Annotated in this window: 24 protein-coding genes; 11 read left to right on the top strand and 13 right to left on the bottom strand. The window is 61.7% G+C overall.

What is annotated here, in order from left to right; all coding sequences use genetic code 11:
• Window positions 1–67: 67 nt before the first annotated feature.
• The gene (gene ilvC, locus ACN0WV_RS01325; protein ID WP_417603190.1) at window positions 68–1,090 is read left to right on the top strand and encodes a ketol-acid reductoisomerase; all 1,023 of its coding nucleotides are present in this window, start codon (window positions 68–70) and stop codon (window positions 1,088–1,090) included.
• Between the two features lie 126 nt (window positions 1,091–1,216).
• A complete protein-coding gene (locus ACN0WV_RS01320; protein WP_179141445.1) occupies window positions 1,217–2,146 on the top strand; it encodes a DMT family transporter in 930 nt (309 codons plus the stop codon).
• Between the two features lie 145 nt (window positions 2,147–2,291).
• Here the strand turns inward: ACN0WV_RS01320 and glmM are convergent, their stop codons facing one another.
• The 8 genes from glmM to ACN0WV_RS01280 all read right to left on the bottom strand — a co-directional run bounded on the left by glmM (window position 2,292) and on the right by ACN0WV_RS01280 (window position 13,163).
• A complete protein-coding gene (gene glmM, locus ACN0WV_RS01315; protein WP_417603188.1) occupies window positions 2,292–3,635 on the bottom strand; it encodes a phosphoglucosamine mutase in 1,344 nt (447 codons plus the stop codon).
• Window positions 3,625–4,644 carry a dihydropteroate synthase gene (gene folP / locus ACN0WV_RS01310; RefSeq protein ID WP_417603186.1) on the bottom strand — a complete coding sequence of 340 codons (1,020 nt, stop codon included), beginning with the start codon at window positions 4,642–4,644 and terminating at the stop codon, window positions 3,625–3,627. The genes glmM and folP overlap by 11 nt, the downstream gene beginning before the upstream one ends.
• Window positions 4,645–4,683: 39 nt before the next feature.
• Window positions 4,684–5,607, bottom strand: coding sequence for a dihydroneopterin aldolase (locus ACN0WV_RS01305; RefSeq protein WP_417603184.1), 924 nt, complete (start codon window positions 5,605–5,607; stop codon window positions 4,684–4,686).
• A gap of 109 nt (window positions 5,608–5,716) precedes the next feature.
• On the bottom strand, window positions 5,717–6,376 hold the full coding sequence (locus tag ACN0WV_RS01300) for a cell wall hydrolase (RefSeq protein ID WP_084352311.1): 660 nt from the start codon (window positions 6,374–6,376) through the stop codon (window positions 5,717–5,719).
• A gap of 147 nt (window positions 6,377–6,523) precedes the next feature.
• Entirely contained in the window at window positions 6,524–9,091 is a 2,568-nt protein-coding gene (locus ACN0WV_RS01295; protein ID WP_417603182.1) for a putative PEP-binding protein, read from the bottom strand.
• 67 nt (window positions 9,092–9,158) lie between these two features.
• Window positions 9,159–11,438, bottom strand: a complete 2,280-nt coding sequence (gene glyS, locus ACN0WV_RS01290) for a glycine--tRNA ligase subunit beta (RefSeq protein WP_417603180.1) — start codon at window positions 11,436–11,438, stop codon at window positions 9,159–9,161.
• 147 nt (window positions 11,439–11,585) lie between these two features.
• Window positions 11,586–12,104: a DUF6446 family protein gene (locus ACN0WV_RS01285; protein WP_417603815.1), complete on the bottom strand. Its 519-nt coding sequence runs from the start codon at window positions 12,102–12,104 to the stop codon at window positions 11,586–11,588.
• Window positions 12,105–12,233: 129 nt separating this feature from the next.
• A complete protein-coding gene (locus ACN0WV_RS01280; protein WP_417603178.1) occupies window positions 12,234–13,163 on the bottom strand; it encodes a glycine--tRNA ligase subunit alpha in 930 nt (309 codons plus the stop codon).
• 158 nt (window positions 13,164–13,321) lie between these two features.
• Between ACN0WV_RS01280 and ACN0WV_RS01275 the strand changes: the two genes are divergently transcribed.
• The 8 genes from ACN0WV_RS01275 to ACN0WV_RS01240 all read left to right on the top strand — a co-directional run bounded on the left by ACN0WV_RS01275 (window position 13,322) and on the right by ACN0WV_RS01240 (window position 21,784).
• Window positions 13,322–15,058: a trypsin-like peptidase domain-containing protein gene (locus tag ACN0WV_RS01275; protein ID WP_417603176.1), complete on the top strand. Its 1,737-nt coding sequence runs from the start codon at window positions 13,322–13,324 to the stop codon at window positions 15,056–15,058.
• A gap of 198 nt (window positions 15,059–15,256) precedes the next feature.
• Window positions 15,257–16,714, top strand: coding sequence for an amidophosphoribosyltransferase (purF, locus tag ACN0WV_RS01270; protein ID WP_417603174.1), 1,458 nt, complete (start codon window positions 15,257–15,259; stop codon window positions 16,712–16,714).
• 113 nt (window positions 16,715–16,827) lie between these two features.
• A complete protein-coding gene (locus ACN0WV_RS01265; protein ID WP_417603172.1) occupies window positions 16,828–17,778 on the top strand; it encodes a mechanosensitive ion channel family protein in 951 nt (316 codons plus the stop codon).
• A 127-nt stretch (window positions 17,779–17,905) separates the two neighbouring features.
• The gene (locus ACN0WV_RS01260; RefSeq protein WP_235866582.1) at window positions 17,906–18,169 is read left to right on the top strand and encodes an amidophosphoribosyltransferase; all 264 of its coding nucleotides are present in this window, start codon (window positions 17,906–17,908) and stop codon (window positions 18,167–18,169) included.
• A 62-nt stretch (window positions 18,170–18,231) separates the two neighbouring features.
• Window positions 18,232–18,897: an SDR family oxidoreductase gene (locus ACN0WV_RS01255; protein ID WP_417603169.1), complete on the top strand. Its 666-nt coding sequence runs from the start codon at window positions 18,232–18,234 to the stop codon at window positions 18,895–18,897.
• Window positions 18,898–19,103: 206 nt separating this feature from the next.
• Complete coding sequence (gene surE, locus ACN0WV_RS01250) at window positions 19,104–19,889, top strand: 5'/3'-nucleotidase SurE (RefSeq protein ID WP_417603167.1); 786 nt, start codon at window positions 19,104–19,106, stop codon at window positions 19,887–19,889.
• Entirely contained in the window at window positions 19,886–20,530 is a 645-nt protein-coding gene (locus tag ACN0WV_RS01245) for a protein-L-isoaspartate(D-aspartate) O-methyltransferase (protein WP_084352328.1), read from the top strand. The genes surE and ACN0WV_RS01245 overlap by 4 nt, the downstream gene beginning before the upstream one ends.
• Window positions 20,531–20,551: 21 nt before the next feature.
• Entirely contained in the window at window positions 20,552–21,784 is a 1,233-nt protein-coding gene (locus ACN0WV_RS01240) for a LysM peptidoglycan-binding domain-containing M23 family metallopeptidase (protein WP_412780601.1), read from the top strand.
• 135 nt (window positions 21,785–21,919) lie between these two features.
• Here the strand turns inward: ACN0WV_RS01240 and ACN0WV_RS01235 are convergent, their stop codons facing one another.
• Genes ACN0WV_RS01235 through ACN0WV_RS01220 form a run of 4 tightly spaced genes read right to left on the bottom strand, consistent with a single transcriptional unit; the run spans window position 21,920 to window position 24,350 of the window.
• Entirely contained in the window at window positions 21,920–22,765 is an 846-nt protein-coding gene (locus ACN0WV_RS01235; RefSeq protein WP_084352330.1) for an ATP-binding protein, read from the bottom strand.
• Window positions 22,762–23,634: a twin-arginine translocase subunit TatC gene (gene tatC, locus ACN0WV_RS01230; protein ID WP_417603164.1), complete on the bottom strand. Its 873-nt coding sequence runs from the start codon at window positions 23,632–23,634 to the stop codon at window positions 22,762–22,764. The genes ACN0WV_RS01235 and tatC overlap by 4 nt, the downstream gene beginning before the upstream one ends.
• On the bottom strand, window positions 23,631–24,122 hold the full coding sequence (tatB, locus tag ACN0WV_RS01225) for a Sec-independent protein translocase protein TatB (protein ID WP_084352334.1): 492 nt from the start codon (window positions 24,120–24,122) through the stop codon (window positions 23,631–23,633). The genes tatC and tatB overlap by 4 nt, the downstream gene beginning before the upstream one ends.
• A 3-nt stretch (window positions 24,123–24,125) precedes the next feature.
• A complete protein-coding gene (locus ACN0WV_RS01220; RefSeq protein WP_084352336.1) occupies window positions 24,126–24,350 on the bottom strand; it encodes a twin-arginine translocase TatA/TatE family subunit in 225 nt (74 codons plus the stop codon).
• A gap of 223 nt (window positions 24,351–24,573) precedes the next feature.
• On the opposite strand from ACN0WV_RS01220, the gene ACN0WV_RS01215 reads away from it, so the two are divergent.
• Window positions 24,574–25,239 (top strand): helix-turn-helix transcriptional regulator, encoded by a 666-nt coding sequence (locus tag ACN0WV_RS01215; RefSeq protein ID WP_084352338.1) that lies wholly within the window; start codon window positions 24,574–24,576, stop codon window positions 25,237–25,239.
• 35 nt (window positions 25,240–25,274) lie between these two features.
• Here ACN0WV_RS01215 and ACN0WV_RS01210 read toward each other — a convergent pair whose 3' ends face one another.
• A complete protein-coding gene (locus ACN0WV_RS01210) occupies window positions 25,275–26,363 on the bottom strand; it encodes an ABC transporter ATP-binding protein (protein WP_084352340.1) in 1,089 nt (362 codons plus the stop codon).
• Between the last annotated feature and the right edge of the window lie 16 nt (window positions 26,364–26,379).

Raw genomic sequence — 26,379 nt, 5'->3', positions numbered from 1 at the left:
AACGCAAACACTATCGCGGAAGGATGGGTAGAGTGCGCACAAGAACAACTCCAAGGAAGGATTCCTCATGCGCGTTTACTATGACCGCGATTGCGACATCAATCTCATCAAGGACAAGAAAGTGGCCATTCTGGGCTACGGCTCGCAAGGCCATGCCCACGCGCTGAACCTGCGCGATTCGGGTGCAAAGAATGTCGTCGTCGCCCTGCGCGAAGGCTCTCCCTCTGCCGCGAAGGCCGAAGGCGAAGGCCTCAAGGTCATGGGCATCGCCGAAGCAGCCGCCTGGTGTGATCTGATCATGTTCACCATGCCCGATGAGCTTCAGGCCGATACTTACAAGAAATACGTCCATGACAACCTGAAAGAAGGCTCTGCCATTGCCTTTGCCCACGGCCTGAACGTGCATTTCGGCCTGATCGAGCCCAAGCCCGGCGTTGACGTCATCATGATGGCCCCCAAAGGCCCCGGGCACACCGTGCGCGGCGAATACACCAAGGGCGGCGGCGTGCCCTGCCTCGTTGCCGTTGACAATGACGCCACCGGAAAGGCGTTGGAAATCGGCCTGTCCTATTGTTCCGCCATCGGTGGCGGTCGCTCCGGCATCATCGAAACCAACTTCCGCGAGGAATGCGAAACCGACTTGTTCGGCGAGCAGGCCGTTCTGTGTGGCGGTCTGGTCGAGCTGATCCGCATGGGTTTCGAAACACTGGTCGAGGCCGGCTACGAACCCGAAATGGCCTATTTCGAGTGCCTGCACGAAGTGAAGCTGATCGTGGACCTGATCTACGAAGGCGGCATCGCGAACATGAACTACTCGATCTCCAACACGGCCGAGTACGGCGAATATGTTTCCGGCCCGCGCATCCTGCCCTATGCCGAAACAAAGGCACGGATGAAAGAGGTTCTGACCGACATTCAAACCGGCAAATTCGTGCGTGACTTCATGTTGGAAAACGCCGTTGGCCAGCCGTCGTTCAAGGCGACGCGCCGCATCAATGACGAGCACCAGATCGAAGCCACCGGCGAAAAGCTGCGCGGCATGATGCCCTGGATCTCTGCCGGCAAGATGGTCGACAAAGCAAAGAACTGATCTGATCCACAAGATCAGCGCGAAGGGGCGCCCCTTGTCGGGTGCCCCTTTTTCGTTCCGCCGCGCCAATGCCTCGGTTCACTGGCTGAGATTTTGGAGCCCACGAAAAGCCCACAAGGTCATCGCATGACGCAACCTGCCGAGATCACTTCGAGAAGTTGGTTCATGGTGCTGGCCCTGGGCGTGGTCTGGGGGGCGACCTTCCTTGTCATCGAACTGGCGTTGCAAGGCATCACCCCCTTTTGGCTGGCCGCCGCGCGGATCGCTTTTGCCGCCACTCTGACGGTGGCCGTCTGGGGCTTGCGCGGCTTTCCTTTATTCCTGACCGAACAGAAAGACTGGCCCGCCCTTGCCTTTGCCGGTGCGTTCAGCGCCGCCATTCCTTTCGCCCTGCTAAGCTGGGGGCAGCAATTCGTCACGTCAGCATTTGCGGGCGTGTCGATGGCGGCGGTGGCGCTGATGGTTTTGCCACTCGCGCATTTTCTTGTGCCCGGAGAACGGATGACGCTGCGCCGCACGATCGGTTTTCTGATCGGCTTTGCTGGCGTCGCCGTGTTGATCGGCGGACAGGCACTGGCCACGACCGGCGCGGCATTGGAGCCTTGGGGCCGTGTCGCCTGCCTTGGGGCCGCCGCTTGCTACGCGATCAGTTCTGTCATGATGCGACGGCTGCCACCAATAGACGGTATCGGGCTGGCCGCGATGCCCCTGATCTTCGGAAGCCTCTTTGTTGTGCCCATGGCATGGATCGCCGAAGGGCCGCCGCCACTGCCCGATGGCCGGACCCTGATGTTGCTTGCCTTGCTGGGCCTGATCCCCACGGCAGGTGCCAACCTGTTACGGGTCCTGGTGATTCGCAGCGCCGGACCGGTCTTCATGAGCCTGACGAACTACATCGTGCCGCTTTGTTCGGTCACGCTTGGTGCCCTGCTTCTGGGAGAGCCGCTGCACCGATCCCTGCTTCTGGCGCTTGTGCTGATCCTGACAGGCGTCGCGCTGAGCCAATACGGTGCGTTACGTCGCATGTTCCGGCGCGCCGGCGAAAAATCCGGCTGAGGCGCTGGGGGGTACTTGTTCTTGGGGCAGTGTTTTGGCGACACGATGGAAGCGAGGGGCCAGCCCCTCGCGCTCCCCGGAGTATTTTGACCAAGAAGAAGGGGGAAGGAGCGTTACGGCGAGGTTTCGATATGTCGCGCAGGCCTTAGATAACGGCTTCGACCGAGGCGACGACGTCGTTCACCACCCGGTCCAGCAGTCCCTCGTCTTCGGATTCGGCCATCACCCGGATCAACGGCTCGGTTCCCGATTTGCGGATCAAGAGCCGACCATTGCCTTTCAGGTCCGCTTCGGCCGCGGCGATGGCCTTTTGGACACTGGCAGCCTCAAGCGGGGCGCGGTCCGCGGCGAAGCGCACATTCTTGAGCATTTGCGGCACCGGTTCGAAATTCCGTGCAAGTTCGCTGGCGGGTTTGCCGGATTTTACCATCGCCGCAAGGAATTGCAGGCCTGCCATCAGACCGTCCCCTGTCGTGGCATAATCCGTCATCACAATATGGCCCGACTGTTCGCCGCCCAGGTTCCAGCCGCCACGGCGCATCGCCTCGACCACATAACGGTCGCCCACGGCGGTGCGTTCCAGCCTTAGCCCGCGCGCGTCGAGGAACCGTTCCAGCCCCAGATTGGACATGACCGTTGCGACCAGAACGCCATCGCGCAACCGCTGTTCCTCGGCCCAGCGAGCGGCCATCAGCGCCATGATCTGGTCGCCATCGGCGACCGTGCCGGTCTCGTCAATGATCATCACCCGGTCGGCATCACCGTCAAGGCAGATGCCGACATCCGCCCCATGTGCGACCACGGTTTCCGCAGCGATGCGCGGCTTGGTCGATCCGCAATCGTGATTGATGTTCTCGCCATTGGGTGACACGCCGACCGGAATCACGGTGGCACCCAGTTCCCACAGGACTTCAGGGGCTGCCCGGTAGGCAGCGCCGTTGGCACAATCCACAACGACTTTCATCCGGTCCAGCGACAATCCTTGCGGCAACGTCGATTTCACGCGTTCCTGATAGCGGAAGCGGCCATCGTCGATCCGGCGCGCGCGGCCGATTTCGTCCGCGGGGGCGACATCGACGCCCGACGCGACCATCGCCTCGATCTGTGCTTCGGCGTCATCCGACAGTTTGAAACCGTCCGGCCCGAAGAACTTGATGCCGTTATCCTGGCTGGGATTGTGGCTGGCAGAGATCATGATCCCCAGATCGGCGCGCATCGACGGCGTCAGGAGGCCCACCGCAGGCGTTGGCACCGGCCCCAGCAGCAGCACGCTCATTCCGGTCGAGGTCAGCCCGGCCGTCAGCGCGTTTTCGAACATGTAGCCCGACAACCGTGTGTCCTTGCCGATCACCACGCGGTGAACGCCATCCCTGTCACGGCGAAAATAGCGCCCGGCGGCGGCCCCGATGGCCAGCGCCATTTCTGCGGTCATCGGATGGCTGTTGGCCCTGCCCCGGACACCGTCCGTGCCGAATAGCTTACGCCCCATGCTGCTCTCCTTGTTCTATTGCCGACCAGAGCGCCAGTGCCTGCCGTGTCTCATCCACGTCATGTATGCGCAGGATCTGCACGCCTTGCGCCGCCCCTGCCAGCGCCACCGCGACCGAGCCCGCGACCCGCGCGCCCGCCTCTGCCGTGCCGCCAATCGTGCCAATGAATTTCTTGCGCGATGCGCCCAGAAGAATGGCGCAGCCCAGCCCGTGAAACAATGCGATGCCGTTCAGCAGCGCCAGATTGTGGGCTTGGGTTTTGCCAAATCCGATCCCCGGATCGACGACGATACGTCCCCGCGGCACACCGAGTTGTTCCAATCGCGCCACGCGGGCGGCAAGAAAATCATACACATCCAGCAACACATCGCTGTAGCGCGGATCGTCCTGCATGACCTCTGGGTCGCCCTGGCTGTGCATCACGCACACCGGCAGCTTCGTGCGCGCGACATACCCCGCCATAGCGGCATCATGGTCCAGACCCGAGACATCGTTGACCAGCCCGGCACCAGACGCAACGGCCTGCTCGGCAACGGGCACCTTGCGTGTATCGATGGAGATCGGGCCGATACTTGCCTTTGTCAGCGCAGCGATCACAGGCGCGGTGCGGGCGATTTCTTCTTCGATCGGAACGGGTTTGGCACCGGGGCGCGTGGATTCTCCGCCGATGTCGATCAGATCGGCACCCGCCTGCTGCATGGCGGTCGCATGGCAGATCGCGGCATCGTAACCGTCATGTCGTCCGCCGTCGGAAAAGCTGTCGGGTGTGACGTTGAGAATGCCCATCAGGCGTGGCCTGTCCAGGGCCAGCCCGGCCACATCAGCACGCGGCGCGGAGATTGCGGTTTGCCAAGCCGCTGGCATCGCGGACAACGGCACACGTTTCCGCGTTCCGTCGCGCAGCCGCATCTCGGCCTCGCAGAACCAATAGGGGCCGCCCGCCACATCAAGCGCAGTGTCAGGGCGTGGGCCGTTACGGCAGATCAGCGGTCGATAATATGCGTTCATGGGTCTTGAATGCGTCACACTCACGGGCTTGGCAAGGGATCAGAAAAGCTCTGCCCCATTGGTGAGCGCGCGCACCGGCACGGGGGCGTCGCTGGGCGGGGTCTCGCCGATCACCAGCATTTCGCAGGCGCCTAGCAGCCCCGAGAACCATGCTGCAAGCGCAATGCCTTCGCTGTGCTGTGTGACTGGGCCTTCCACCGCGTCCAAAACGATTTTCGACGGTGCCCATACACAGATCTGGCCATTTTTCATCGCCCAGTCGAGCTCTGTCCGGGTTTCCACCACGACGCAGCGTCGATCACGCCCTGCAAGCACCCAGCCATTCTGCTCGATAGCGAGCAGATCGATTCGGCGTTGCGCGAGAGGCACGCGCGCAACCGGTCCGGCCTGATCCGGGACACCGACACAGAAGATCAGCGGGGCGTCAGACGCCACCAATTTGTCGATCATCTTGCCAAGATCCGGATCGGCCATCGCCGCGTTGGACAGATAGACAACGCGCGGATGCGGAATATCATCCGGCAAGGGCCGTCTTGCCGAACTCTCACGCCGGGCGCGGACGATTTCCACCCCCAAGGCACCGGGACCACGGTCCAGCTTCTCGATGCGAACAAAGACGCGGATGGCCTGAGGTTCCAGAAGGATCCGCTCGGCAATGCGTTCTGCCAGAGTTTCCAGAAGATTGAGGCGTTCAGCACCCAGCTCGTGTGCGATCGCCTCGGTGACGCGGTCATAAGATAGAATGCGGTCCACGTCGTCATCGACATCGCCGGTCAGCGGCTGAACCTCGACCACGACATTGAAACAGATGCGCTGCGTGGTGCCGCGTTCTGCCTGAAAGGCACCGATCTCGATCTCGGCAATATGGTCGCGCAGCGAAATGCGGTCCAGCGGAGCGTGATCAGAACTCTCCTCTGCGCGTTCCTGTGGATGTGCAAAGGCAAGACGGACTTCGTTTGACATGCGCGAGACGCTCCGGTGTAGCAATAAAGTTGTGTCACATGAACAGAGCAGACGGGCAAGCGCGAATACCGGATGGCGGATCAGCCGCCCAAAGCGGCCGCCTCCGCGATCAGTTGCTGGAGATCTGCGTACCCCGGCGGTAGAAATGATGCACGCCAATCGTGGCGGTCCGGGCAAATTTGCGCGCCCATTTCGGGCTGACGGCAGAGGTGTGATAGAATGTGGCACCATCGGTCAGATCCCGCGGTGCGCCGTCCAACATCGCGCGCGCGACCTTGCCGACGCGGCGGAACGCGGCTGGTTCGCCGATATGTTCAGCGACGCCATCACAGGTATAGGTGAATTGGCAGCCAAATTTACGGCCTGTGCCCTGCTTGATCACACCGCAGACCGAATCGGGATAACGCGCACTGTCGACCCGGTTCATGATCACCTCGGCCACAGCGAACTGTCCTTTCAGCGTCTCGCCCCGCGCCTCGAAGTAAAGCGCCTCGGCCAGGCAGCGCCATTGCGGACCGCCCTGGGTCGACGGTTGGCCGGCAAGCCATTTGCTGCTGTAGCTGATCTCGTTTGGCGCAGGCTTGTAGGTCTCGGTCACAGATGCCGGTGTCGGCGTGACCATCCACTTCAACCGGGCGCGGTTTACACCCTGAAGGCTGGTTTTTTCCAGCCGGATCAATTCATGTGCAGCGTTGGAACTCAATTCAGCAAATGCGGGTTGAGTTGTCAGAAATGCAGCGGTAAAGGCAATTGTCAGGCAGCGAAACATCGGTCAGGTCCTCAGGCAGGGCAGCAGGTGATCACGGGCGCTGCCGCGATCAAACGATGTGTGCCTAAAGATTTTGTCTAGATCCGTCCAGCTTACGCACGGGAACCAGCAATTATCCGCCCGACGGAAATAATGCTGCGCAAAAACCTATGGAATCGGCATATTTGATGCCTTCATGGCATCCCGGATTGCCAGTTGTGCCGCAGCCAGCCGAGCACCCGGCACGCGAAATGATGAGCAACTGACATAATCCACACCAAGCTGACGGCAATATGCTATCGATTCGGGGTTGCCGCCATGTTCGCCGCAAACCGACAAGGTGATGTCGGCCCGGCTTTTCCGGCCGCGTTCAACCCCCAGACGCAACAGCTCTCCCACACCTTCGATGTCAAGAATGTGGAACGGATCCTCGGGGAATACCTGTTGACGGACATATTCCGACATGAAGCGCCCGGCATCGTCGCGCGACAGCCCGTAAGTCATCTGCGTCAGGTCGTTTGTTCCGAAGGACAGGAATTGCGCATGGGCCGCAATATCGGCAGCGCGCAAACAGGCGCGCGGCGTTTCAACCATCACGCCCAGCCGGTAGTCGAACTCTGTCTGCTGCTCGGCTTTCACCGCGGCGGCGACCGCATCTATCCGCTTGCGCACCAGCTCGACCTCCCGGCTGGCGGACACCAGCGGGATCATCACCTCTGGCACGACCGGGTCGCCGTCGCGGCTTGCCTCGATCGTGGCCTCGAAAATGGCGCGAACCTGCATATCGTAGATTTCCGGCACGGTGACGCCCAGACGGACGCCGCGCATGCCCAGCATCGGGTTATATTCGCCCATCGACTCGACCCGGCGCGTTACATCGCTGACCGGCAGATCCAGCGCTTCGGCCAGATCGCGCAGGCCCGCACGGTCGGACGGCAGAAATTCGTGCAGGGGGGGATCGAACAGTCGGATGCAGACCGGCTGACCCTGCATGATGCGGAACAGCTCGGTGAAATCCGCACGCTGCATCGGCAACAACTGCTCCAGCGCAGAGCGCCGGTCGTCAGGCGCATCGGCAAAGATCATCTCGCGCATCACCGTCAGGCGGTCCGCCTCGAAGAACATGTGTTCGGTGCGGCACAGCCCGATGCCTTGCGCGTTGAAATTCCGTGCTGTCTGCGCATCCATGGGCGTATCGGCATTGGCGCGGATGCCGATGTCGCGCTCTGCGTCGGCCCAGGCCATGAAGGTCTTGAAGCTTTCGCCAAGGGCCGCCTCGATCATCGGTGGTGCCCCGGCAAGCACTTCGCCATTGGTGCCGTCTATGGTGATGACATCGCCTTCGCGGAAGGTGCGCCCGTCCTCTGCCGTCAGAATGCCGCGCCGGATCTGAAACCGCATCCGCGCCGCGCCCACGACACAAGGCAGCCCGATCCCCCGGCCGATCACCGCGGCATGGCTGGTGATGCCGCCCCGTTCGGTCAGCACCGCGCTGGCCGCATGCATGCCGCGAATATCCTCGGGCGAGGTTTCGCGGCGCACCAACACGCAGTCCTCGCCCCGCGCGGCACTCGCCTGGGCGGCATTTGCTGAAAACACGATCTTTCCAGTGGCCGCGCCGGGGCTGGCATTGATCCCCCTGCCCAGCCTGTCACGCGCGGCCGCTGTATCAACCTGACGGTGCAGCAACTCGCTCAGCGCGCGCGGCTCGACCCGCATCAGCGCTTCCTGGCGCGAGATGATGCCATCATTGGCCAACGAGACAGCGATCCGCAGCGCTGCGCGGGGCGAACGCCGCACCCGCACCCCGTCAAGGATGAACAATGCGCCATTGTCGATGGTGAACTCGATCTGCATTTCTTCGCGCAGTCTCTGCCGCATCAACGCCCCGTTCACCTTCAGCGCGGCAAATGCCTCGGGTGCGAGCTCTTCCAGCGACGGCCCGCGCCCGTCCCTCTCCAGAAAAATCGCTTCGGGGCCGGAGAGGGCTTCGCGTCCCTGGCTCTGGCTCAGATAACGGCCGGTGATCTGCGGCAGCCCGGTATCGGAATTGACCATTTGCAGCACGCCCGACCCGCATTCGGCCTGCCCCACGCCAAGCGCCATTTCCTGCACCACCAACCCCAGCCCGGCATCGACCGGCGCGCCCTTGGCCTCGCGCAGCAAACGCGCCGTGGTCCCGCCCCAGGCCCGTGCCATGGATCGCAACACCTCGGCCAGTTGCACGGCGGTCGATTGAGGGAACGCCTCTTCGGCCTCTTCCTCATAGGCTGCCAGCGCCTGGGCCAGCCTGCGCGGCCCGGCCCCGTCGATCCCGTCAAACATATCCGGATCAAGCCGCGCCACATGCGCCGCATAGGCCTGAATGAACCGCATATACAGGTGCGCCGCCGCATCCTGGCCGATCTTGTCGGTCAGATCGGCAAAGCGGGCGTCATTCATGCCGATATTCAGCACCGCCCCCGGCCCGCCCCAATCGGGGTCTTCGGATGACGGGCGCACGCATAGCAGCGCGCCTTCGGGAAATTCTTCCAGAATGGCGGGCACGTCCGGCATAGTGCCCTGCGCGATCTTCTGCACGGTATCGAAGGACAGCGCCACGGTCCGGGGCACCGGCAAATCAAGCCGCACCAGCCGTTGCAGGCATTTTGCGCGGCCGCCATGGGTGGGTGCCGAAACCGGAGCGGTCGGCGTGATCAGGGTGACGGCAGGATCATCATTGTGCACATGCAGCATCCTTGTATCTGCTGCGCAGCATACGCCGCCAGTGGCATATGCCAAGTGTTACGGTCATCGCAGACGCTCAGCCTTCGATTGACGTAAGGTCTGCGACGGCCAGACAGGTCTGCCGGATCCGGCTGAGCAGGTTCAGACGGTTGCGCCGCAGCACCGCGTTGTCGTCATTGACCTGCACGGCCTCGAAGAAGGCATCAATCGGTGCGCGCAGATCGGCCATCGCGGCCATCGCCTCGGCAAAGTCTTCCTCGGCCATCGCAGGTCCGATCCGGGCATCGGCGGCATCCAACGCGGCAAACAGCGCCTTTTCCTCGTCACTCTCGGCGAATTTCACGTCCGCGCCAAAGGAGTATTCGACCCCGTCCTTTTCCTCGGCCTGAGTCAGGATGTTATTCGCCCGTTTGAACCCCTGCACCAGATTGGCCCCGTCTTCGGTCTTGAGAACATCCGACAAGGCCCGCGCCCGTTTGACCAATAGCGTCAGGTCGTCGCTGTCAGCGCGCGGGACGGATCTAGTGACAAAATTTGTGTCGTAGGAAGGCGACTCCATCGGAGGCAAGCCCAACCGAGCACCCCTATGGTTGGCCTCTTCGTGAACTCGACGGAGATAGTCCACGCTCACTTTCTCAGTATTAGTCGACGCTGCTTGAATAACTCCCTCACCCAACCGCTCTTCATCCAAAGCAACTGACAACCGCTGCCAAAGGAATTCCATCAAGTTGCGCACTTCGTGTTTTGCACCTGCTGCCAAACCGCTAGAAAGTTCATACCAGAGTTGATCTTCAAGAACGTAAGAGAGGCGCTTGAAGTGTGGAGCATAAGCACCAAAGCCCGACAGCAATAACGCCTCTAAATTTATCCTCAATTCATTGACCAAGACCAACCGAATAACACCCAACGCCGCGCGCCGCAGGGCATAGGGGTCTTTCGAACCGGTGGGCTTTTCGTCGATCGCCCAGAACCCGGCCAGCGTGTCCAGCTTGTCGGCCAGCGATACGGCGACGGATACCGGGGCGGTTGGCACGTCGTCGGACGGGCCGAGGGGAGAGTAGTGTTCCTGACAGGCCGCACCGACTTCGGGCGGCAGGCCTGCGGCATCACTATAATAGCGCCCCATAAGTCCCTGAAGTTCCGGAAATTCATAAACCATCTCCGACGACAAATCGGCCTTGGCGACCTTTGCCGCCTGTTCGGCCAGATCGGCATCGGCACCCACCATCGGCGCAATCTCGCGCGCCAGCGCCGCGATGCGGCTGATCCGGTCGGCCTGACTGCCCAGCTTGGCATGGAAGGTCACATCCGCCAGACGGTCCGTCCAAGCGGTCATGCCCTCGCGCTTTACCGTGCGCAGGTCATTCTCCCAGAAGAATTTCGCATCCGCCAGCCGTGCCGACAGAACCTTCCGGTTGCCCGCAAGGATGGTCGCGCCGTGATCGGCGGTTTCGCGGTTGGCGACGGTCACGAATTGCTCGATCCGCCCGGTCTTGGGGTTCCTGACCGAAAAGAACTTCTGATGCTCTTTCATCGAGGTTTGCAGCACTTCGGGCGGCAGATCAAGAAAAGCCTCGTCAATCGCGCCCATCAGCACGACCGGCCATTCGACCAGCCCCGCAACCTCGGCCAGCAAGCCGCGATCCTCGACCACTTCCAGCCCCGATGCAAAGGCCATGTTGCTGGCCTCCTGCCAGATATGCTCGGCGCGCTCATCTGGCGTCAGGATCACCTTGGCGCGCTTCAACTTCGCCGCGTAATCCTCGAACGACGTTACGGAAAACGCGCCCGGCGCCATGAAGCGATGGCCCTCTGTCACGTCTGCCGCCTTGATCCCGTCAATCTCCAGCGGGACAACTTCCGCGCCTGCCTCGGTGGTCAGGATGCACAGGATCCGGTGCAGCGGCCGCACCCAGCGCAGGCTGCCATCGCCCCAGCGCATCGACTTGGGCCACGGGAAGTTGCGCACGACACTTTCCAGTACCTCCGCCACAATCGCGGGCGCGTCCCGGCCCGGTTTTTCAACCACGGCAAAGAAGAACGTGCCTTTCTTCTCCTGGCGCTGTTCCAGCTGGTCGCGGGTCAGGCCGGCACCGCGCAAGAACCCCTCGACAGCCTTTTCGGGCGCATCGACACGCGGCCCGCGACGTTCCTCGCGCAGTGTGGGCGAGCGGTCGGTCAGGCCTTCGACAGCCAGCGTCAGACGGCGCGGCGTGGCAAATCCGGCCGCGCCTGCATAGGTCAGGCCGGCCTCGACCAGCCCATCCGTCATCCGCGTCTTCAGATCCTCTGCCGCACGCGCCTGCATGCGCGCTGGAATTTCCTCGGAGAACAGTTCGATCAGAAGATCCGGCATCGGTGGCACCCTTGCGTCATCGCCCCCTGCCCACGGCAGGACGCCTCATTCGCGGTTTGGATAACGGCAAGGCTGGCGAGGGTCCAGTGCAAGCGCAGAAAATCGCACAGACAATGCGCATCCGCGCAAGCCCCGCACACCTCGCCATCAGTTCGGGCGGTCAGGGCAGGTTTCATCGACCGGGCTGCCGTCATAGGCCTTGTCGCCGCAATCGTTGATCTCGTGCCAGACAAAGCCGCGACCATCGTCAAAGACCGCAACCACCCGGTCGATGCCGTATTCGATGTTGCGCTGGCCCAGAAAGGCCAGCGCGCTGCCATCGGCCAGCGCATCGCCGATTTCCTCGGCATCGAAACAGTCAAACCATCCCGGTGCCACGCGCGGGGCAGCGCCTTCATAGGTGGCAAAGGCACCGTCCAACTCGTCAAGGCTTTGCCGGGTCGAGAAACACGCGCGGTAGCGGATTGGCGAACTGTCAGCGTCGATCGCGCGGAACGCGTCGTACGGGATCGGCTCCCGCTCGCCAGAGGCCATGGAGGTCAGCATCACGTCATCAGCGCCGCGTGGCTCCACCTCTGTATAAAAGCCGTAGACCTGAAAATAGTAGATTGCGATGCCGGCCGCGAGTGCCGACAGCAGGATGACCGCGCCGAGAATCTTGCCCATCATCGAATCGTGTCCTCTCTTCTGAGGCAATGAATGCCTGGTTTCGCGGATTGTCCGCCCATCGGCGTGCCCCGGTTCGATTGGCGGCGCGCGCCACTCGACATGGACGGCATCAGGCTTGCCGGGACGTCAGGCCGCCCAGCCCCCGGCGTCGGTCTGCACGAACGCATCGGCACATTGCTTGGCCAGCGCGCGGACCCGGCCGATATAGGCCTGACGTTCGGTCACGGAGATCACGCCGCGCGCGTCCAGCAGGTTGAACAGATGGCTGGCCTTGATGCACTGATCATAGGCTGGCTGCGCCATCACGATCCGCCGCCCGGTCTTGGGGTCGTCCTCGGGCTGGGCCAGAATGCGGTTACATTCGGCCTCGGCATCCTTGAAATGCTGCATCAGGACATCGGTATCGGCCACGTCGAAATTCCAGCGCGCATATTGTGCCTCTGCCTCGCGGAACACGTCGCCATAGGTCAGCGGGATCGGCGCATCCGGGTCGTTGAACGGCATCACGTTGCCATCATCAAAGCCCAGAACATACATCGCCAGCCGCTCCAGCCCATAGGTCAACTCACCCGAGACGGGGTGGCAATCATGCCCGCCAACCTGCTGGAAATAGGTGAACTGGCTGACTTCCATCCCGTCGCACCAAACCTCCCAGCCCAGACCCCAGGCACCCAGAGTGGGGCTTTCCCAATCATCCTCGACAAAGCGGATGTCATGCAGTGCCATGTCGATGCCGATCGCCTCCAGCGAGCCGAGATACAGATCTTGCAGATCCGGCGGGCTGGGTTTGATAATGACCTGATACTGATAATAGTGCTGCCAACGATTGGGGCTGTCGCCATAGCGCCCGTCGGTCGGACGGCGCGAGGGCTGGACATAGGCCGCAGCCCATTGGGTTGGCCCCAAAGCGCGCAACGTCGTGGCCGGGTGAAACGTGCCCGCGCCCACTTCCATATCGTAGGGTTGCAGCATGGCGCAGCCCTTGCTGGCCCAATAACTTTGAAGCCGCAGGATAATCTCTTGAAAACTGCGCGGTTTGCCTGAGCGTGCGTCCATGACCTGCCCCTTTGTGATCCACGGCCTACCTATTCTCAGGTGCGTCAAGCGTCAATCACGGGTCTGACCATAATTTGTAGTGCGCTCACCGTCCTATTTGATAAAACTGCCAAAAAGGCCCAAACCCAAAAAGACGAAGAGCAGGAATTACCATTCATATGCCAAAGTTCATATTTTCGCTGGTAGCAGCATTTTTCATGGCGCAGGCCGCTATCGCGCAGGACATGGCCTATATCCAGATCGAAGCACAACCCAGCCTGACACGCGCCGAGGATCGCGCGCGCGACTACGCGTCGGTGCTGAATGATGTGAACGGCTTTTCGCTTGGAGGCGGCTGGTACGGGTTGGCTCTTGGTCCCTATCCGCGCGCAGAGGCCGAGGCATTGCTGCGGCAGCTGCGCGGGAATGGTCAGGTGCCGCGCGATTCCTATATCGAGGAGCCGGGCCAATACGGACGTCAGTTCTGGCCGGTGGGTGCCGCCCTGAACGCGCCGCGCCCCCAGCCGGTTCCGCAGGTCGAAACGCCAGAGCAACCACAAGAGACCGTGCAGACACCCACGGCACCGGCGGTGGTGGACGAAACCCCGCGTCAGGCCCGCGCCAGCGAGGCGCAACTGACCCGCGCAGAGCGTGAAGAGCTACAGATCGCCTTGCGGTGGGCCGGCGTTTACAACGCAGGCATCGACGGTGCTTTCGGGCGCGGAACCCGTGGGTCCATGGCGCAGTGGCAACGTGACAACGGGTTCGAGGCGACCGGCATTCTGACCACGCGCCAGCGCGCCGACCTGCTGAAACAGTATAATGCGGTGCTGGACGGGATGGGCTTGCGACAAGTGACCGAATCCAAGGCGGGCATCACCATGCAGATGCCAATGGGCATTGTCGCATTCGATCATTACGAAGCGCCGTTCGTCCATTACGCACCGACGACAGACTTTGACGCGCGCGTCATCCTGATCTCGCAGCCCGGCGACCGCGACACGCTTTATGGCCTGTACGAAATCATGCAGACGTTGGAGATCGTGCCGCTGGAAGGCCCGCGTGAACGGCAGCGCAACAGCTTTACCCTGACGGGCAGCAACGCCCGCATCACCAGCCATACCGAAGCACGCGTCGTGAATGGCACCATCAAGGGCTTCACCCTGGTCTGGCCCGCAGGCGACGAAGAACGCCGCACGCGCGTCTTGGCCGAGATGCAGAAATCATTTGCCACCACCCCCGCCGTGCTGGACCCTGCTCAATTCAAGGATGACGCGCAGAACATTGATCTGGTCGCAGGGTTAAACGTACGTCGGCCGAAGATTTCGCGCTCGGGCTTCTATATCAGCCGCGATGGATCGGTCGCCACCACCAGCGAGGCCACGCAGCAATGCGCACGCATCACGCTGGATGGCGAACATGAGGCCACCGTGATTGCCAGCGACCCCGATCTTGGGATTGCCGTGCTGCGTCCTGCGTCGCAGCTGGCACCAATCTCGGTGGCATCCTTCCGCCAGACCCCTCCCCGGTTGCAATCCGAAGTGGCAATTTCCGGCTACAGTTTCGGCGGCGTTCTCAGCGCGCCGACCCTGACCTATGGAACGCTTCAGGATCTGCGCGGCCTGTCCGGAGACGAGCGGCTGGAGCGCCTGGCGGTGAACGCCCATCCCGGCGATGCAGGCGGCCCGGTCTATGACACGGGCGGTGCGGTTCTGGGCATGCTTCTGCCGCGTGCCGGAGGTGGCAAACAATTGCCCGATGAGGTCAGCTTCGCCGCCGATGCCAACGCCCTGCGCGAGTTTTTCGGCACGCTCGGCGTTACGGTAGACCCGGCGGCAGCCGCCACACCAATGGCACCCGAAGATCTGACCCGCCTGGCCAGCGGCATGACGGTCCTGGTCAGCTGCTGGGAATGACCTTCATGGCGCAAACTCCCTCAGGTTGCGCCAGATTGCCGCCAGACACATGAATACCGCTTCTCGCGCCAATGTTACCGCTAATTCGCCGCTAGGCGTATCTATTTGTGATCCTTTCGTGACACTCGGCAGATCACCCTCTAAGACGGGGCACAAGATCTGACCTGGGATTCGGAGCCTTCTGTCTTGTCCAAGATCATGCCCACAACTGACCCTTTCGATGATGACAAACTTCGCGAGGAATGCGGTATCTTTGGCGTTGTCGGCGTCACCGATGCGGCCAACTTCGTAACGCTTGGCCTGCACGCGCTGCAACATCGCGGGCAAGAGGCAGGCGGCATCGTCAGCCATGACGCCGAGCAAGGGTTCAATTCCGCCCGGCGTTTCGGCTATGTCCGCGATAATTTCACCTCGCAATCGCTGATGGAAACCCTTCCCGGACCGCTGGCCATCGGGCATGTCCGTTATTCCACCGCCGGATCGAAGGGGCCGGCGCAGATCCGCGACGTGCAACCCTTCTTTGGCGAGTTCTCGATGGGTGGTGCCGCGATCGCGCATAACGGCAATATCACCAATGCCGACGCGCTGCGCCGCGAGCTGATCGAACGCGGCTCGATCTTTCAGTCCTCAAGCGACAGCGAATGCATCATTCATCTTATGGCGCGGTCCTTGCAACGCAACATCCCCGAGCGGATGGAAGATGCGCTGCGCCGTGTCGAAGGTGCGTTTTCCGTGATCGCCATGACCCGAACGAAACTGATCGGCGTACGCGATCCGCTGGGCGTGCGTCCGCTGGTGCTGGGCAGGATCGGGGACGGCTGGGCGCTAAGCTCGGAGACCTGCGCGCTTGACATCATCGGCGCGGAATATGTGCGCGAGATCGAACCGGGCGAAATGGTCGTGATCACCGGCGACAAGGTCGAAAGCATTCGCCCCTTCCGCGCGCGCAAGCCCCGCTTTTGCATCTTCGAGCATGTCTATTTCAGCCGCCCCGATTCGATCATCGGTGGCAGATCTGTCTATGAGACGCGTCGCCAGATCGGTGTGGAACTGGCCCGCGAGGCACCAGTGGACGCCGATCTTGTCTGCCCCGTGCCCGACAGCGGCACACCGGCGGCCATTGGCTATAGTCAGGAAACGGGCATTCCCTATGCGATGGGTATCATTCGCAACCAATATATGGGCCGGACCTTCATTGAACCGACCGAGCAGATCCGCAACATGGGCGTCCGGCTGAAGCTGAACGTGAACCGTGCGCTGATCAAGGGCAAGCGCGTCATTCTGGTCGACGATTCGGTTGTCCGCGGCACCACCAGCCGCAAGATCAAGGAGATGATCCTTGATGCCGGTGCCGCCGAGGTGCATTTCCGCATCGCTTCGCCCCCCACGGCTTGGCCATGCTTTTACGGGGTCGATACGCCACAGCGCGAAAAACTGCTGGCCGCCACCATGTCCGAAGACGAGATGTGCGCACATCTTCAGGTCAACTCGCTGCGCTTCATCTCGCTTGACGGGTTGTACCGCGCCGTGGGCGAAGCCGAAGGCCGCGATCGCAAACAACCGCAATATTGCGATGCGTGTTTCTCGGGCGAATATCCGGTCGAACCTGCGGATATGATCGAAAAAGGCTTCAAGATGAAAACGGCCGCCGAATAAGGCAGGGCTCTGGCCACGGATGAACCTGCCGCGCCCGCATCTCGGCGCGCTTCCGGCGGAACTTTGCCGATACCAGGCGCGTTTACTCCTGCCTTTACAGCAGGAGAGTGTTTTTGGAAGAAGTTGACGCCAACCCCGGACTGATTTTCGACAAACTGGATGCGTGGCTGGACGGGTTGTTTCGCCTGCTGCCGAACATTGCCGTCGCCATCGTGGTCTTTGTCCTCTTCTATTTAATAGCGCTTGGGCTTGGAGGTCTGCTCCGTCGGTTCGCGCGCAAGCGTGACCGCCCCAGTCTTGGCGATGTCGGTGGCAGCCTGCTACGCTGGACCGTCACAATCATCGGTTTGATGCTCGCCGTCACCATCGTGGCCCCCAGCCTGACCCCCGGCGACCTGATCGCGGGGCTTGGCGTCAGTTCGGTCGCCATCGGTTTTGCCTTCAAGGACATCCTCCAGAACATGCTGGCAGGTATCCTTATTCTTCTGCGTCAGCCCTTCGAAGTCGGCGACCAGATCGTTTCCGGCGGGCATGAGGGCACGGTCGAACGGATCGAAACCCGCGCCACCCTGATCAAGACCTATGACGGACGCCGCGTGGTGATCCCCAATGCCGAGATCTACACCGCCAGCGTGATCGTCAACACGGCCTTCGAAACGCGCCGTTCCGAATATGATATCGGGATCGGCTGTAATGATGACTGGAACGAGGCCCGCAAGCTGATGGTCAGTGCCGCAAGCGGCGTCGAGGGGGTGCTGGACGACCCAATGCCCGAAACCATCCCCGTGGAACTGGGCGATTCGGCCAATGTCGTCCGTCTGCGCTGGTGGACCAAATCCGACCGCGCGTCCCAGATCCACACATTTGGCGAGGTGCTGCAAGCGGTCTATATCGCGCTCGACGAGGCTGGCATCGATATGCCCTACCCGACCCAGGTGCATCTGTTCCACGATCAGACCGAGGAAACAGACGGCGACCGCGCAAAACAGCGCGAAGGTTGGCCCGCCACGGGCGATGACCCGAAACCGCGCGAACGCGTGCGGATGGAGGCCAGCGAAGGCTGAAACCGGACGCTTTGCCTTACCGGACGGCGGTTTCCCGCCATCCGGATGCCGGGTTGAGCCAACGGGGTTTAATTATGCTGCGTTGCAGCATAGATCCCGTCAGTCACAATCAGCACAAGCAAAGAACATGGCTCAATCAGAAACGACCTCCACGCCGCAATTTGTCTTCGACAAGGCGACCGAGCAGAGCAAGAGCAACCTGCGAAAGTTGATCCTGCTCGGCACCTTCGGGCCGGCAAACAATCCCAAGGCATTGCTGCGACTGTCCAGTGGACGGGTTGCGCGCGTCGCCATCGGCGACAAGATCGGCGGTGCCAAGGTGCTGGCCATTGACGAAGGCAAGCTGGCCCTCGCGCAAAATGGCAAGACCAACTGGCTGGCGGTGCCCTGATCGCCAGGACGGGCGCGGGCCTCCCCCTTGACCGCGCTGTGCTCTTGTCGCAAGACGCAGCCATGGATCAGAAAATCGCCCTCATCACCGGTGCCTCTCGAGGACTTGGCGCGGCTCTTGCCGAAGCGCTTTGCCAGACGCATCACATCGTTGCGGTTGCCCGGACGACCGGCGCGCTGGAAGAGCTGGACGACCGCATTCAGGCCAAGGGAGGCAGTGCCACCTTGGCACCGATGGATGTGACCAATGTCGATGCCATGGCCCAACTGTGCCGGTCGATCTATGATCGGTGGGGCCCCGGCTCGGAGGCCGGGGCGGGTCCCGTGGCACTTTGGGCGCACACGGCGATCCACGCCGCCCCCCTGTCACCGGCCTCGCATATGGATGCAAAGGATTGGGGCAAATCCGTCGACGTGAATGTGACCGTTATGGGGACGCTGATCCCGTTTATCGCACCACTGCTGGGCAGTGACGGGCAAGCGATGTTCTTCGACGATCCGCAAGCCGGGCGCAAATTCTTCGGAGCCTATGGCGCGACCAAGGCGGCACAGATGGCCCTTGTCCGGTCCTGGGCGGCGGAGTCGGTCAATACCGGACCACAGGTCCACGTTTTGACCCCGCAACCTATGCCCACCGCAACACGGGCACGGTTTTTCCCCGGAGAGGACCGAACGCCCCTCGCGCGTCCCCGAAACGAAGCCGACAGACTACTGGCGCAGATCCGGTAAACGGTCAGACATTCGAACGCGCCAAAAACCACATTGTCACCCCTCATGCCTGGCAACTCCGATTTCGCAACGCCGCGCCCGAATGGGCGCACGCCTTGCGAGGGCAGCAGGGAGGGTGGGAGGGCGCTGTCCGAGCAAGGCGTTCCGCCGCTTGCCCCGCGCGCGCCCCTCTACTATTGAGTGCCAAAGGCACCAGGGGGCAAAACATGCGTATTCTCATCACCAATGACGACGGCATCAACGCGCCGGGTCTGAAAGTTCTGCATGACATCGCCAGAGACATCGCAGGAGGCGACGGCGAGGTCTGGACGGTCGCCCCGGCCTTCGAGCAATCCGGCGTTGGCCATTGCATCAGCTACACCCACCCGTTCATGGTCATCCAGATGGAGGATCGCCGCTTTGCCGCCGAAGGCAGCCCGGCCGATTGCGTGCTGGCCGGCCTGCACGAAGTGATGAAGGATACCCGCCCCGACCTCGTGCTGTCCGGGGTGAACCGGGGCAACAACTCGGCGGAAAACACGCTGTACTCGGGCACAATCGGCGGCGCGCTCGAAGCCTCCCTGCAAGGCCTGCCCGCCATTGCACTGTCGCAATATTACGGCCCCGAGAACAATATGCTCGATAATCCATTCGAGGCCGCAGCAAAACATGGCGCGGACACCATCCGCCGCATCCTCAATTCGAAACCATCCAATACGCCCGGCTACCAGACGTTCTACAACGTCAACTTTCCGCCGGTCCCCGCCGCAAATGTCAAAGGCACACGCATCGCCCCACAAGGTCTGCGCCGCGATACGTCCTTCTCTGTCGAACCGCATGACAGCCCTTCGGGCCGTCGTTTTCTCTGGATCAAGGGCGGTGACCAGCGGGCGCAAACCGATGCGGGCGCGGATGCCGCCGTCAATCTTGACGGCTATATCTCGGTAACACCAATGCGCGCGGATCTGACGGCGCATGATCTTCTGGATCCGCTCAAAGACGTCTTCGCATGACAGCAGAGGCCACGCAGAAAATGCAGTTCCTCTACGCGCTGCGCTCCAAGGGCGTGACCAACTCGCGGGTTCTGACCGCGATGGAAAAGATCGACCGCGGACCTTTCATTCGCGGCTATTTCTCCGAACGCGCCTATGAGGACATGCCACTTCCCATCGCCTGCGGACAAACCATCAGCCAGCCCTCGGTGGTGGGGTTGATGACACAGGCGCTCGACCTTGGTCCTCGCGACAAGGTGCTGGAGATCGGCACCGGCTCTGGCTACCAGGCCGCGATCCTCAGCCAGCTTGCCCGCAGGGTCTATACGATCGACCGCCACCGACGACTTGTGCAAGAGGCCCGCGCGATTTTCGAAAGCCTCGCCCTGTCCAATATCACCACATTGACAGCGGATGGCAGCTTCGGTCTGCCCGATCAGGCACCGTTTGACCGGATTCTGGTCACTGCCGCGGCCGAGGACCCCCCCGGACCGCTCTTGGCGCAGCTCAAGATTGGCGGTATCATGGTGCTGCCGGTGGGGCAGTCTGACACGGTGCAAAGCCTGATCAGGGTGACGCGCCACGAAGACGGGTATGACTATGATGAATTGCGCTCCGTACGGTTTGTGCCGCTGGTTGAAGGTCTGGGCAAGGACGGCTGACCAGCCCTTGAGTTAATTGCCATGACGCCCCGGTCCAACAAGGGGCGCATTGAGGATATCGAGATGACGCTTTACGCGACCCGACGCTTTCCCGCCGCACTGCTTGCCAGCAGCGCCCTTGTGCTGCTGACCGCCTGCGAACGCCCCTTGGATCTGGACCTGCGCGGCAGGATCGGCGGCGCGTTCGATACATCGGACGCCGCGCAATCGGCCACCGCATCAAGGCCGAAGCCGGATGATCGCGGCATCATTTCTTATCCGAATTATCAGGTTGCCATCGCCCGGCGCGGCGACACCCTGCAAAGCGTCGCAAACCGGATCGGCCTGCCTGCCGACGAACTGGCGCGTCACAACGGCATCCAACCCGGCGACTCGCTGCGTAGTGGGGAAGTCATCGCCCTGCCCCGCCGCGTTGCGGAACCCTCATCCGCCACCGGGACAAGCGCGGCCGGACAAATCAGTGTGACCGAACTGGCAGGTGCCGCAATCGACAGCACGCCCGCGACGCCCGCGCGTCCCACCGCCTCGCCTGCCTCTGGCCAGAGCGGGCTGGAACCGATCCGCCACAAGGTCGCACGCGGCGAGACCGCATTCACCATATCGCGGCTTTACGGTGTGTCGGTACGCGCCCTGTCGGAATGGAACGGGCTCGATGGGGAATTCACGATACGGGAAGGTCAATACCTGCTGATCCCACCCGTCACACAAGCGCCAAGCTCTGCCGCATCCGCGTCCTCCAGCCAGGCAATCCGAACGACCGAAGCTCCTGGTACCGGCAGTCCGACGCCAACGCCGCCAAGCGCCTCCAAACCGCTGCCGGCTGAAACACCGGCAGCGGCGTCAAAGCCGACACCCGCTCCGGCCTCGCCAAACCTTGCGGCGCAGACCACCCAGCCCACGTCGAATGCGAAGATGAGCATGCCGGTCGACGGCTCTATCATCCGCGAATACAGCAAGGGTAAATACGAAGGCATCGACATCTCTGCCAACCCCGGCACCCCGGTCAAAGCGGCTGCAAGCGGCAAGGTTGCGGCGATCACCACCGACGAGAACAATATCCCCATCGTGGTTGTCAAACACCCAGACAACCTGATGACGGTTTACATCCGGGTGGACGATATCAGCGTCTCCAAGGGCGATAATGTCAGCCGTGGTCAGTCAATCGGCAAAATCCGGTCGGGGAACCCGTCCTATGTGCATTTTGAGGTGCGCGAAGGCTTTGAAAGCGTCGATCCGACGCCGTATCTGCGCTAAGATTGATCCGCTAAACCAGTTTCTGCATGGCATTTCAGGAATGAAAGGCCATGCAACGAAGGTCATTCTCAGAAAAACGGTACCGAGGCGGCAGATCTTTTGGTGCCGCGTCTATAATCCGCACAGCTGGCCGGATTAGCTGTAAGCGACGCCCCTGCGCCCAGCCAGATCCGTGAAATATTGCCAGGCGACGCGGCCCGACCGGGCCCCTCGCGTGGCTTGCCACTCGATCGCTTCGGCACGCAATGTCTCGTCGTCGATCTCAACGCCATAAGCGTCACAATAGCCCCGGATCATTGCGAGATATTCGTCCTGACTGCACGGATGGAAGCCCAGCCAAAGCCCGAAACGGTCCGAAAGCGAAACCTTCTCCTCGACCGCCTCGGACGGGTTGATCCCGGACGAACGCTCATTCTCGATCATGTCGCGCGGCATCAGGTGGCGGCGGTTTGACGTGGCGTAGAACACCACATTGTCCGGGCGTCCTTCGATGCCACCGTCCAGCACCGCCTTGAGCGATTTGTAATGCTGGTCGTCATGGCTGAAGGACAGATCATCGCAGAACAGCAGGAACCGGTGGTCAGAGCCGCGCAGCAGCGCCAGAAGGCGCCCCACCGACGGCAGATCCTCACGTTGCAATTCGACGATCTTCAGCGGCAGCCCGTCTGCCAGAACCGACGCGTGAACCGCCTTGACCAGCGAGGATTTCCCCATCCCGCGCGCGCCCCAAAGCAACGCATTATTGGCGGACAATCCGCGGGCGAATTGCAGCGTGTTAGCCAGCAACGTGTCACGCGACCGGTCAACACCGATCAGCAGCGACAGATCCACCCGGTTGACCCGTGGGACGGGTTGCAACCGATCAGGCGCGACATGCCAGACAAACGCATCGGCCTGATCGAAATCCGGGGCATCCAGCGGTGCAGGTGCCATACGCTCCAGCGCCTGGGCGATACGTTTCAGCGACTTGGATTTTCTCATTTATCGTCGAAGTCCTTCATCAGCGGATCTTCGATGTCCTCGTCATCATAGTAGCCTTCGGCGCGCAGACGCGCCTCGCGCTTGGTCTCTACCCGGCGGACCAGCCAGATCGAGATCTCGTAAAGCCCGTAGACCACGACGAACAGGATCACCTGCGTGATAACATCGGGCGGCGTGACAAGGGCTGCCAGAACCAGAATGGCAACCACGGCATATTTGCGTACATTGCCCAGGCCTTCGGCCGAGACCAGCCCCGCCTTGCCCATCAGCGTCAGCAGGACAGGCAGCTGGAAACACAGCCCGAACGCCACGATGAACTTGATCGTCAGGTTCAGGTATTCCTGCGCGGACCCCTGAAAGGCGATGCCTGCGGTGCCATTGGTCACCTCTTCGTTCAGCACCGTGCCCGGTTGCTGGAAGCCCAGAAAGAAGTCGAAGGCCAGCGGAGTGACGATGTAGAACGCAAAAGACGCGCCCAGAAAGAACATGAAGGGCGAGGCGATCAGGAACGGCAGGAACGCCCCCTGCTCGGATTTATACAATCCTGGCGCCACAAACCGCCACATCTGATAGGAGATATACGGAAAAGACAGCATCAGCCCGCCCATAAGCGAGATCGAAATCGCAACAAAGAAGCCCTCTTGCAGCTTGATCAGGATCAGCCCGCAATCGGCCGTGCCGCGCGCCGCCATCGCATCACACAGCGGATGCGTCAGAAAGTTGAAGATCGGGTTCCAGACGGTGAAACAGATGATCATGCCCAGAACGAAGGCAAGGGCCGAATGCATCAGCCGGGTGCGCAGTTCTGCCAGATGTTCGATCAGCGGGGCAGAGCTGTCCTCGATCTCGTCGTGATCGATTTGGGTCATGCGTCACCTGCCGGTTTGGCCGGGGTGTCATCCGGCGCGGGCTTGGGAGCCTCGGACGTTGCAAGCTCGGCCTCTGCCAACTCGGCGGCCTTAAGCGCGTCTTCTGCCTCGCGGGCCTTGCGTTCGGCGGCCTTGCGGGCCGTACCAGCCTTGATCTTGCGGGCGGCCTCGGCGCGTTCTTCAGCCAGCTTTCCAGTCTCGCTTTCCGGATCGAGTTTCAAATCGGTCATCGACCGCGCGGCGTCCTTGACACCGTCCAGCGCGCTGCCGACAGGGTTGGTCGCCGTGCGGATGGATTTCTGAATGTCCTTCACCCCAGCCTCGTCAGCCGCGTCTTCCATCGCACGGCTGAATTCGCGCGCCATGCCACGCGCCTTGCCAGCAAAGCGACCGACATTGCGAAACAGAACAGGCAGGTCCTTCGGACCCACCACGATCAGCGCAACAACACCGATGACCAGAATTTCAGTCCAGCCCATCCCGAACATGGTTCAGACCTTGTCTTTGTGGTCTTCAGCGTTTTCAGGCGTCACGTCCTTGGCCTCTTCGGAGCGTTCGTCCTCAAGCTCTTGTGTGCCATCGCTGACACCTTTCTTGAAGGCCGTAATGCCCTTGCCAACCTCGCCCATGAGCGAGGAAATCTTGCCGCGCCCGAAAAGCACCAGCACGACAACGGCGATCAGCAGCAGGCCTGGCAGACCGATGTTGTTCAGCATCTTTCAATTCTCCCGTCTTTCGAGGCCACGCAGTCCATACAACGCCCCCTCAACTTTGATCGTTGTCTACGACAGTCATGGGACCAGTTGAAAGTGCCAAAACAGCACCATCAGCCGATTTGCTGCGCGGTTTGATGCATTTTATGTCAGCATCTTGTCAGTTGTCAGAATTTTGTCAGAATACGGGTCTCGCCGGACAGGCAGGCACGTCGGAAAGGGCCGCATGAAACGCAGTGACAGACTTTACGCGCTGATTGAGATTCTAAAGGATGGCAGGCTGCACAGGGCCGAAGACATGGCCAAACGTCTGGACGTGTCCATCCGCACGATCTACCGCGACATGGACGTGCTGGCCGCGTCCGGCATCCCCATCGAGGGTGAGCGCGGTCTGGGCTATACCGCACGCGCCGCGATCACCCTGCCGCCGCTGAACCTGACCGAGGCAGAGCTTGAAGCGCTGCACCTTGGGCTGGCGGTGGTTGGCGAGGGGGGCGACGAGACATTGCGAGGTGCGGCAAAGGCTCTGTCGGAAAAGATCGACGCGGTGCTTCCGGCCGATCTGTCCAGCGCGCCGCAAAGCTTTGGCTTTGCCACCGGACCGTTCGCAGACGCAGCGCGCGGCTTTCGTCACATGCCGGGCTTTCGCGCAGCGATACGCGCGCGGCAAAAACTTCGGATCAAACGGGACGATGCAGCCGCGCCGGAAACCATTCGCCCGCTGAAACTCGATTACTGGGGCCGCGTCTGGACCTGCGTTGCATGGAACGAAGATCTGTCCGATTTCATGACCTGCCGGATCGACCGGATTGAGACCTTGCAGCCCCTGCCCGGCCTGTTTGTCGATGAACCCGGCAAACGCCTAAGCGATTTCGAAGCCAGAGACACCTGACCAACGATCCGACGCAAACCAGCGCGAGGACCGGATCAATCCTTCGCGGAAAACACGAAACAGCGGTCCCGGCGAATGGTCAGCCAAAGCGGCTGGCCCTTTTTGGGAAGAAAGACGTTCGGGACGGTCGCACGCAACAAGGATCCGTCATGCGCCATGCGAAACTCGATCAGGCTTTCGGATCCCATGAACCGCGCCCGTTCGACAAATCCACGGGCTGGCGTTCCTTCGCGCGGTGTCGGGTTGGGGCCACGGCCATCGCGGTCAAAGTCGATGCCGACATGCTGCGGGCGAAAGACTATATCCACCTCTGCGCCGTCCGGCACGCCGGGGCACAGGAACTGCCCAAAGGCGGTTTGCGCCAGCGCGCCCTGTACCGTGCCGCGCAGGGCGTTGATGTCACTGAAAAAAGCGACCGCCGCCTTGTCTGCCGGCGCATTGTAGATGTTGTAGGGGGCTCCCTGTTGCACGATCTGGCCGTCGCGCATCAAGGCAATCTCGTCGGCCATGCGCATCGCCTCTTCCGGCTCATGCGTGACCAGCAGGACCGAGGCGTCCTCGTCTTTCAGCAAGGCCAGCGTCTCGTCGCGGATGCCGTCGCGCAAGCGGTTGTCCAACCCCGAAAACGGCTCGTCCATCAGCATGATCCGGGGTTTCGGTGCCAAGGCGCGGGACAGGGCCACGCGCTGCTGTTCGCCCCCCGAAAGCTGATGCGGGTACTCGTCGATGAAATGGACCAGCCCGACACGATCAAGCAACGTCCTGACCCGCTCGCGTTTGGCAGCACCGCTGCCGCTGAGCCCGAAGGCGACGTTTTCGCCGACGCTGAGATGCGGAAACAGCGCAAAATCCTGAAACATCAGCCCGATGCCACGGCGTTCCGGCGGGACACGAAAGACCGTATCGCAGACCAGCTTGCCATCGACATAGATCTCGCCCGCATCCTGCATATCGACGCCGGCGATCATCCGCAAAGTTGTCGATTTCCCGCAGCCCGACGGCCCCAGCAGACAGGTCACATGACCCGGCTGAATGGACAGGGAGACGTCGTTCACCACAGCTTTGCCGTCATAACGACGGACCAGATGCCGAACCTCAAGTCGGGGGGGGGCCTGTTCGCTCACCTCTGCCTCTCACGGA

This window comes from Primorskyibacter flagellatus, from assembly GCF_048268605.1.
GTDB classification, from domain to species: Bacteria; Pseudomonadota; Alphaproteobacteria; order Rhodobacterales; family Rhodobacteraceae; genus Primorskyibacter; species Primorskyibacter flagellatus.
Note: the sequence above shows the minus strand (reverse complement) of the source record. Positions and strands in the feature narration are given on the sequence as shown.

Excerpts from the sequence above, each read along its gene's own strand:
- ACN0WV_RS01280 (WP_417603178.1), bottom strand. The coding sequence starts at position 13,163 with ATGGACGCACGCTCAGGCAAACCGCGCAGTTTTCAAGAGATTATCCTG.
- surE (WP_417603167.1), top strand. The coding sequence starts at position 19,104 with ATGCGTATTCTCATCACCAATGACGACGGCATCAACGCGCCGGGTCTG.
- ACN0WV_RS01285 (WP_417603815.1), bottom strand. The coding sequence starts at position 12,104 with ATGGGCAAGATTCTCGGCGCGGTCATCCTGCTGTCGGCACTCGCGGCC.
- ACN0WV_RS01260 (WP_235866582.1), top strand. The coding sequence starts at position 17,906 with ATGGCTCAATCAGAAACGACCTCCACGCCGCAATTTGTCTTCGACAAG.
- ACN0WV_RS01240 (WP_412780601.1), top strand. The coding sequence starts at position 20,552 with ATGACGCCCCGGTCCAACAAGGGGCGCATTGAGGATATCGAGATGACG.
- tatC (WP_417603164.1), bottom strand. The coding sequence starts at position 23,634 with ATGACCCAAATCGATCACGACGAGATCGAGGACAGCTCTGCCCCGCTG.
- ACN0WV_RS01245 (WP_084352328.1), top strand. The coding sequence starts at position 19,886 with ATGACAGCAGAGGCCACGCAGAAAATGCAGTTCCTCTACGCGCTGCGC.
- tatB (WP_084352334.1), bottom strand. The coding sequence starts at position 24,122 with ATGTTCGGGATGGGCTGGACTGAAATTCTGGTCATCGGTGTTGTTGCG.
- ACN0WV_RS01305 (WP_417603184.1), bottom strand. The coding sequence starts at position 5,607 with ATGTCAAACGAAGTCCGTCTTGCCTTTGCACATCCACAGGAACGCGCA.
- glyS (WP_417603180.1), bottom strand. The coding sequence starts at position 11,438 with ATGCCGGATCTTCTGATCGAACTGTTCTCCGAGGAAATTCCAGCGCGC.
- ACN0WV_RS01300 (WP_084352311.1), bottom strand. The coding sequence starts at position 6,376 with ATGTTTCGCTGCCTGACAATTGCCTTTACCGCTGCATTTCTGACAACT.
- glmM (WP_417603188.1), bottom strand. The coding sequence starts at position 3,635 with ATGGGGCGTAAGCTATTCGGCACGGACGGTGTCCGGGGCAGGGCCAAC.
- ACN0WV_RS01255 (WP_417603169.1), top strand. The coding sequence starts at position 18,232 with ATGGATCAGAAAATCGCCCTCATCACCGGTGCCTCTCGAGGACTTGGC.
- ACN0WV_RS01275 (WP_417603176.1), top strand. The coding sequence starts at position 13,322 with ATGCCAAAGTTCATATTTTCGCTGGTAGCAGCATTTTTCATGGCGCAG.
- purF (WP_417603174.1), top strand. The coding sequence starts at position 15,257 with ATGCCCACAACTGACCCTTTCGATGATGACAAACTTCGCGAGGAATGC.
- ACN0WV_RS01320 (WP_179141445.1), top strand. The coding sequence starts at position 1,217 with ATGACGCAACCTGCCGAGATCACTTCGAGAAGTTGGTTCATGGTGCTG.
- ACN0WV_RS01295 (WP_417603182.1), bottom strand. The coding sequence starts at position 9,091 with ATGCTGCATGTGCACAATGATGATCCTGCCGTCACCCTGATCACGCCG.
- ACN0WV_RS01215 (WP_084352338.1), top strand. The coding sequence starts at position 24,574 with ATGAAACGCAGTGACAGACTTTACGCGCTGATTGAGATTCTAAAGGAT.
- ilvC (WP_417603190.1), top strand. The coding sequence starts at position 68 with ATGCGCGTTTACTATGACCGCGATTGCGACATCAATCTCATCAAGGAC.
- ACN0WV_RS01235 (WP_084352330.1), bottom strand. The coding sequence starts at position 22,765 with ATGAGAAAATCCAAGTCGCTGAAACGTATCGCCCAGGCGCTGGAGCGT.
- folP (WP_417603186.1), bottom strand. The coding sequence starts at position 4,644 with ATGAACGCATATTATCGACCGCTGATCTGCCGTAACGGCCCACGCCCT.
- ACN0WV_RS01220 (WP_084352336.1), bottom strand. The coding sequence starts at position 24,350 with ATGCTGAACAACATCGGTCTGCCAGGCCTGCTGCTGATCGCCGTTGTC.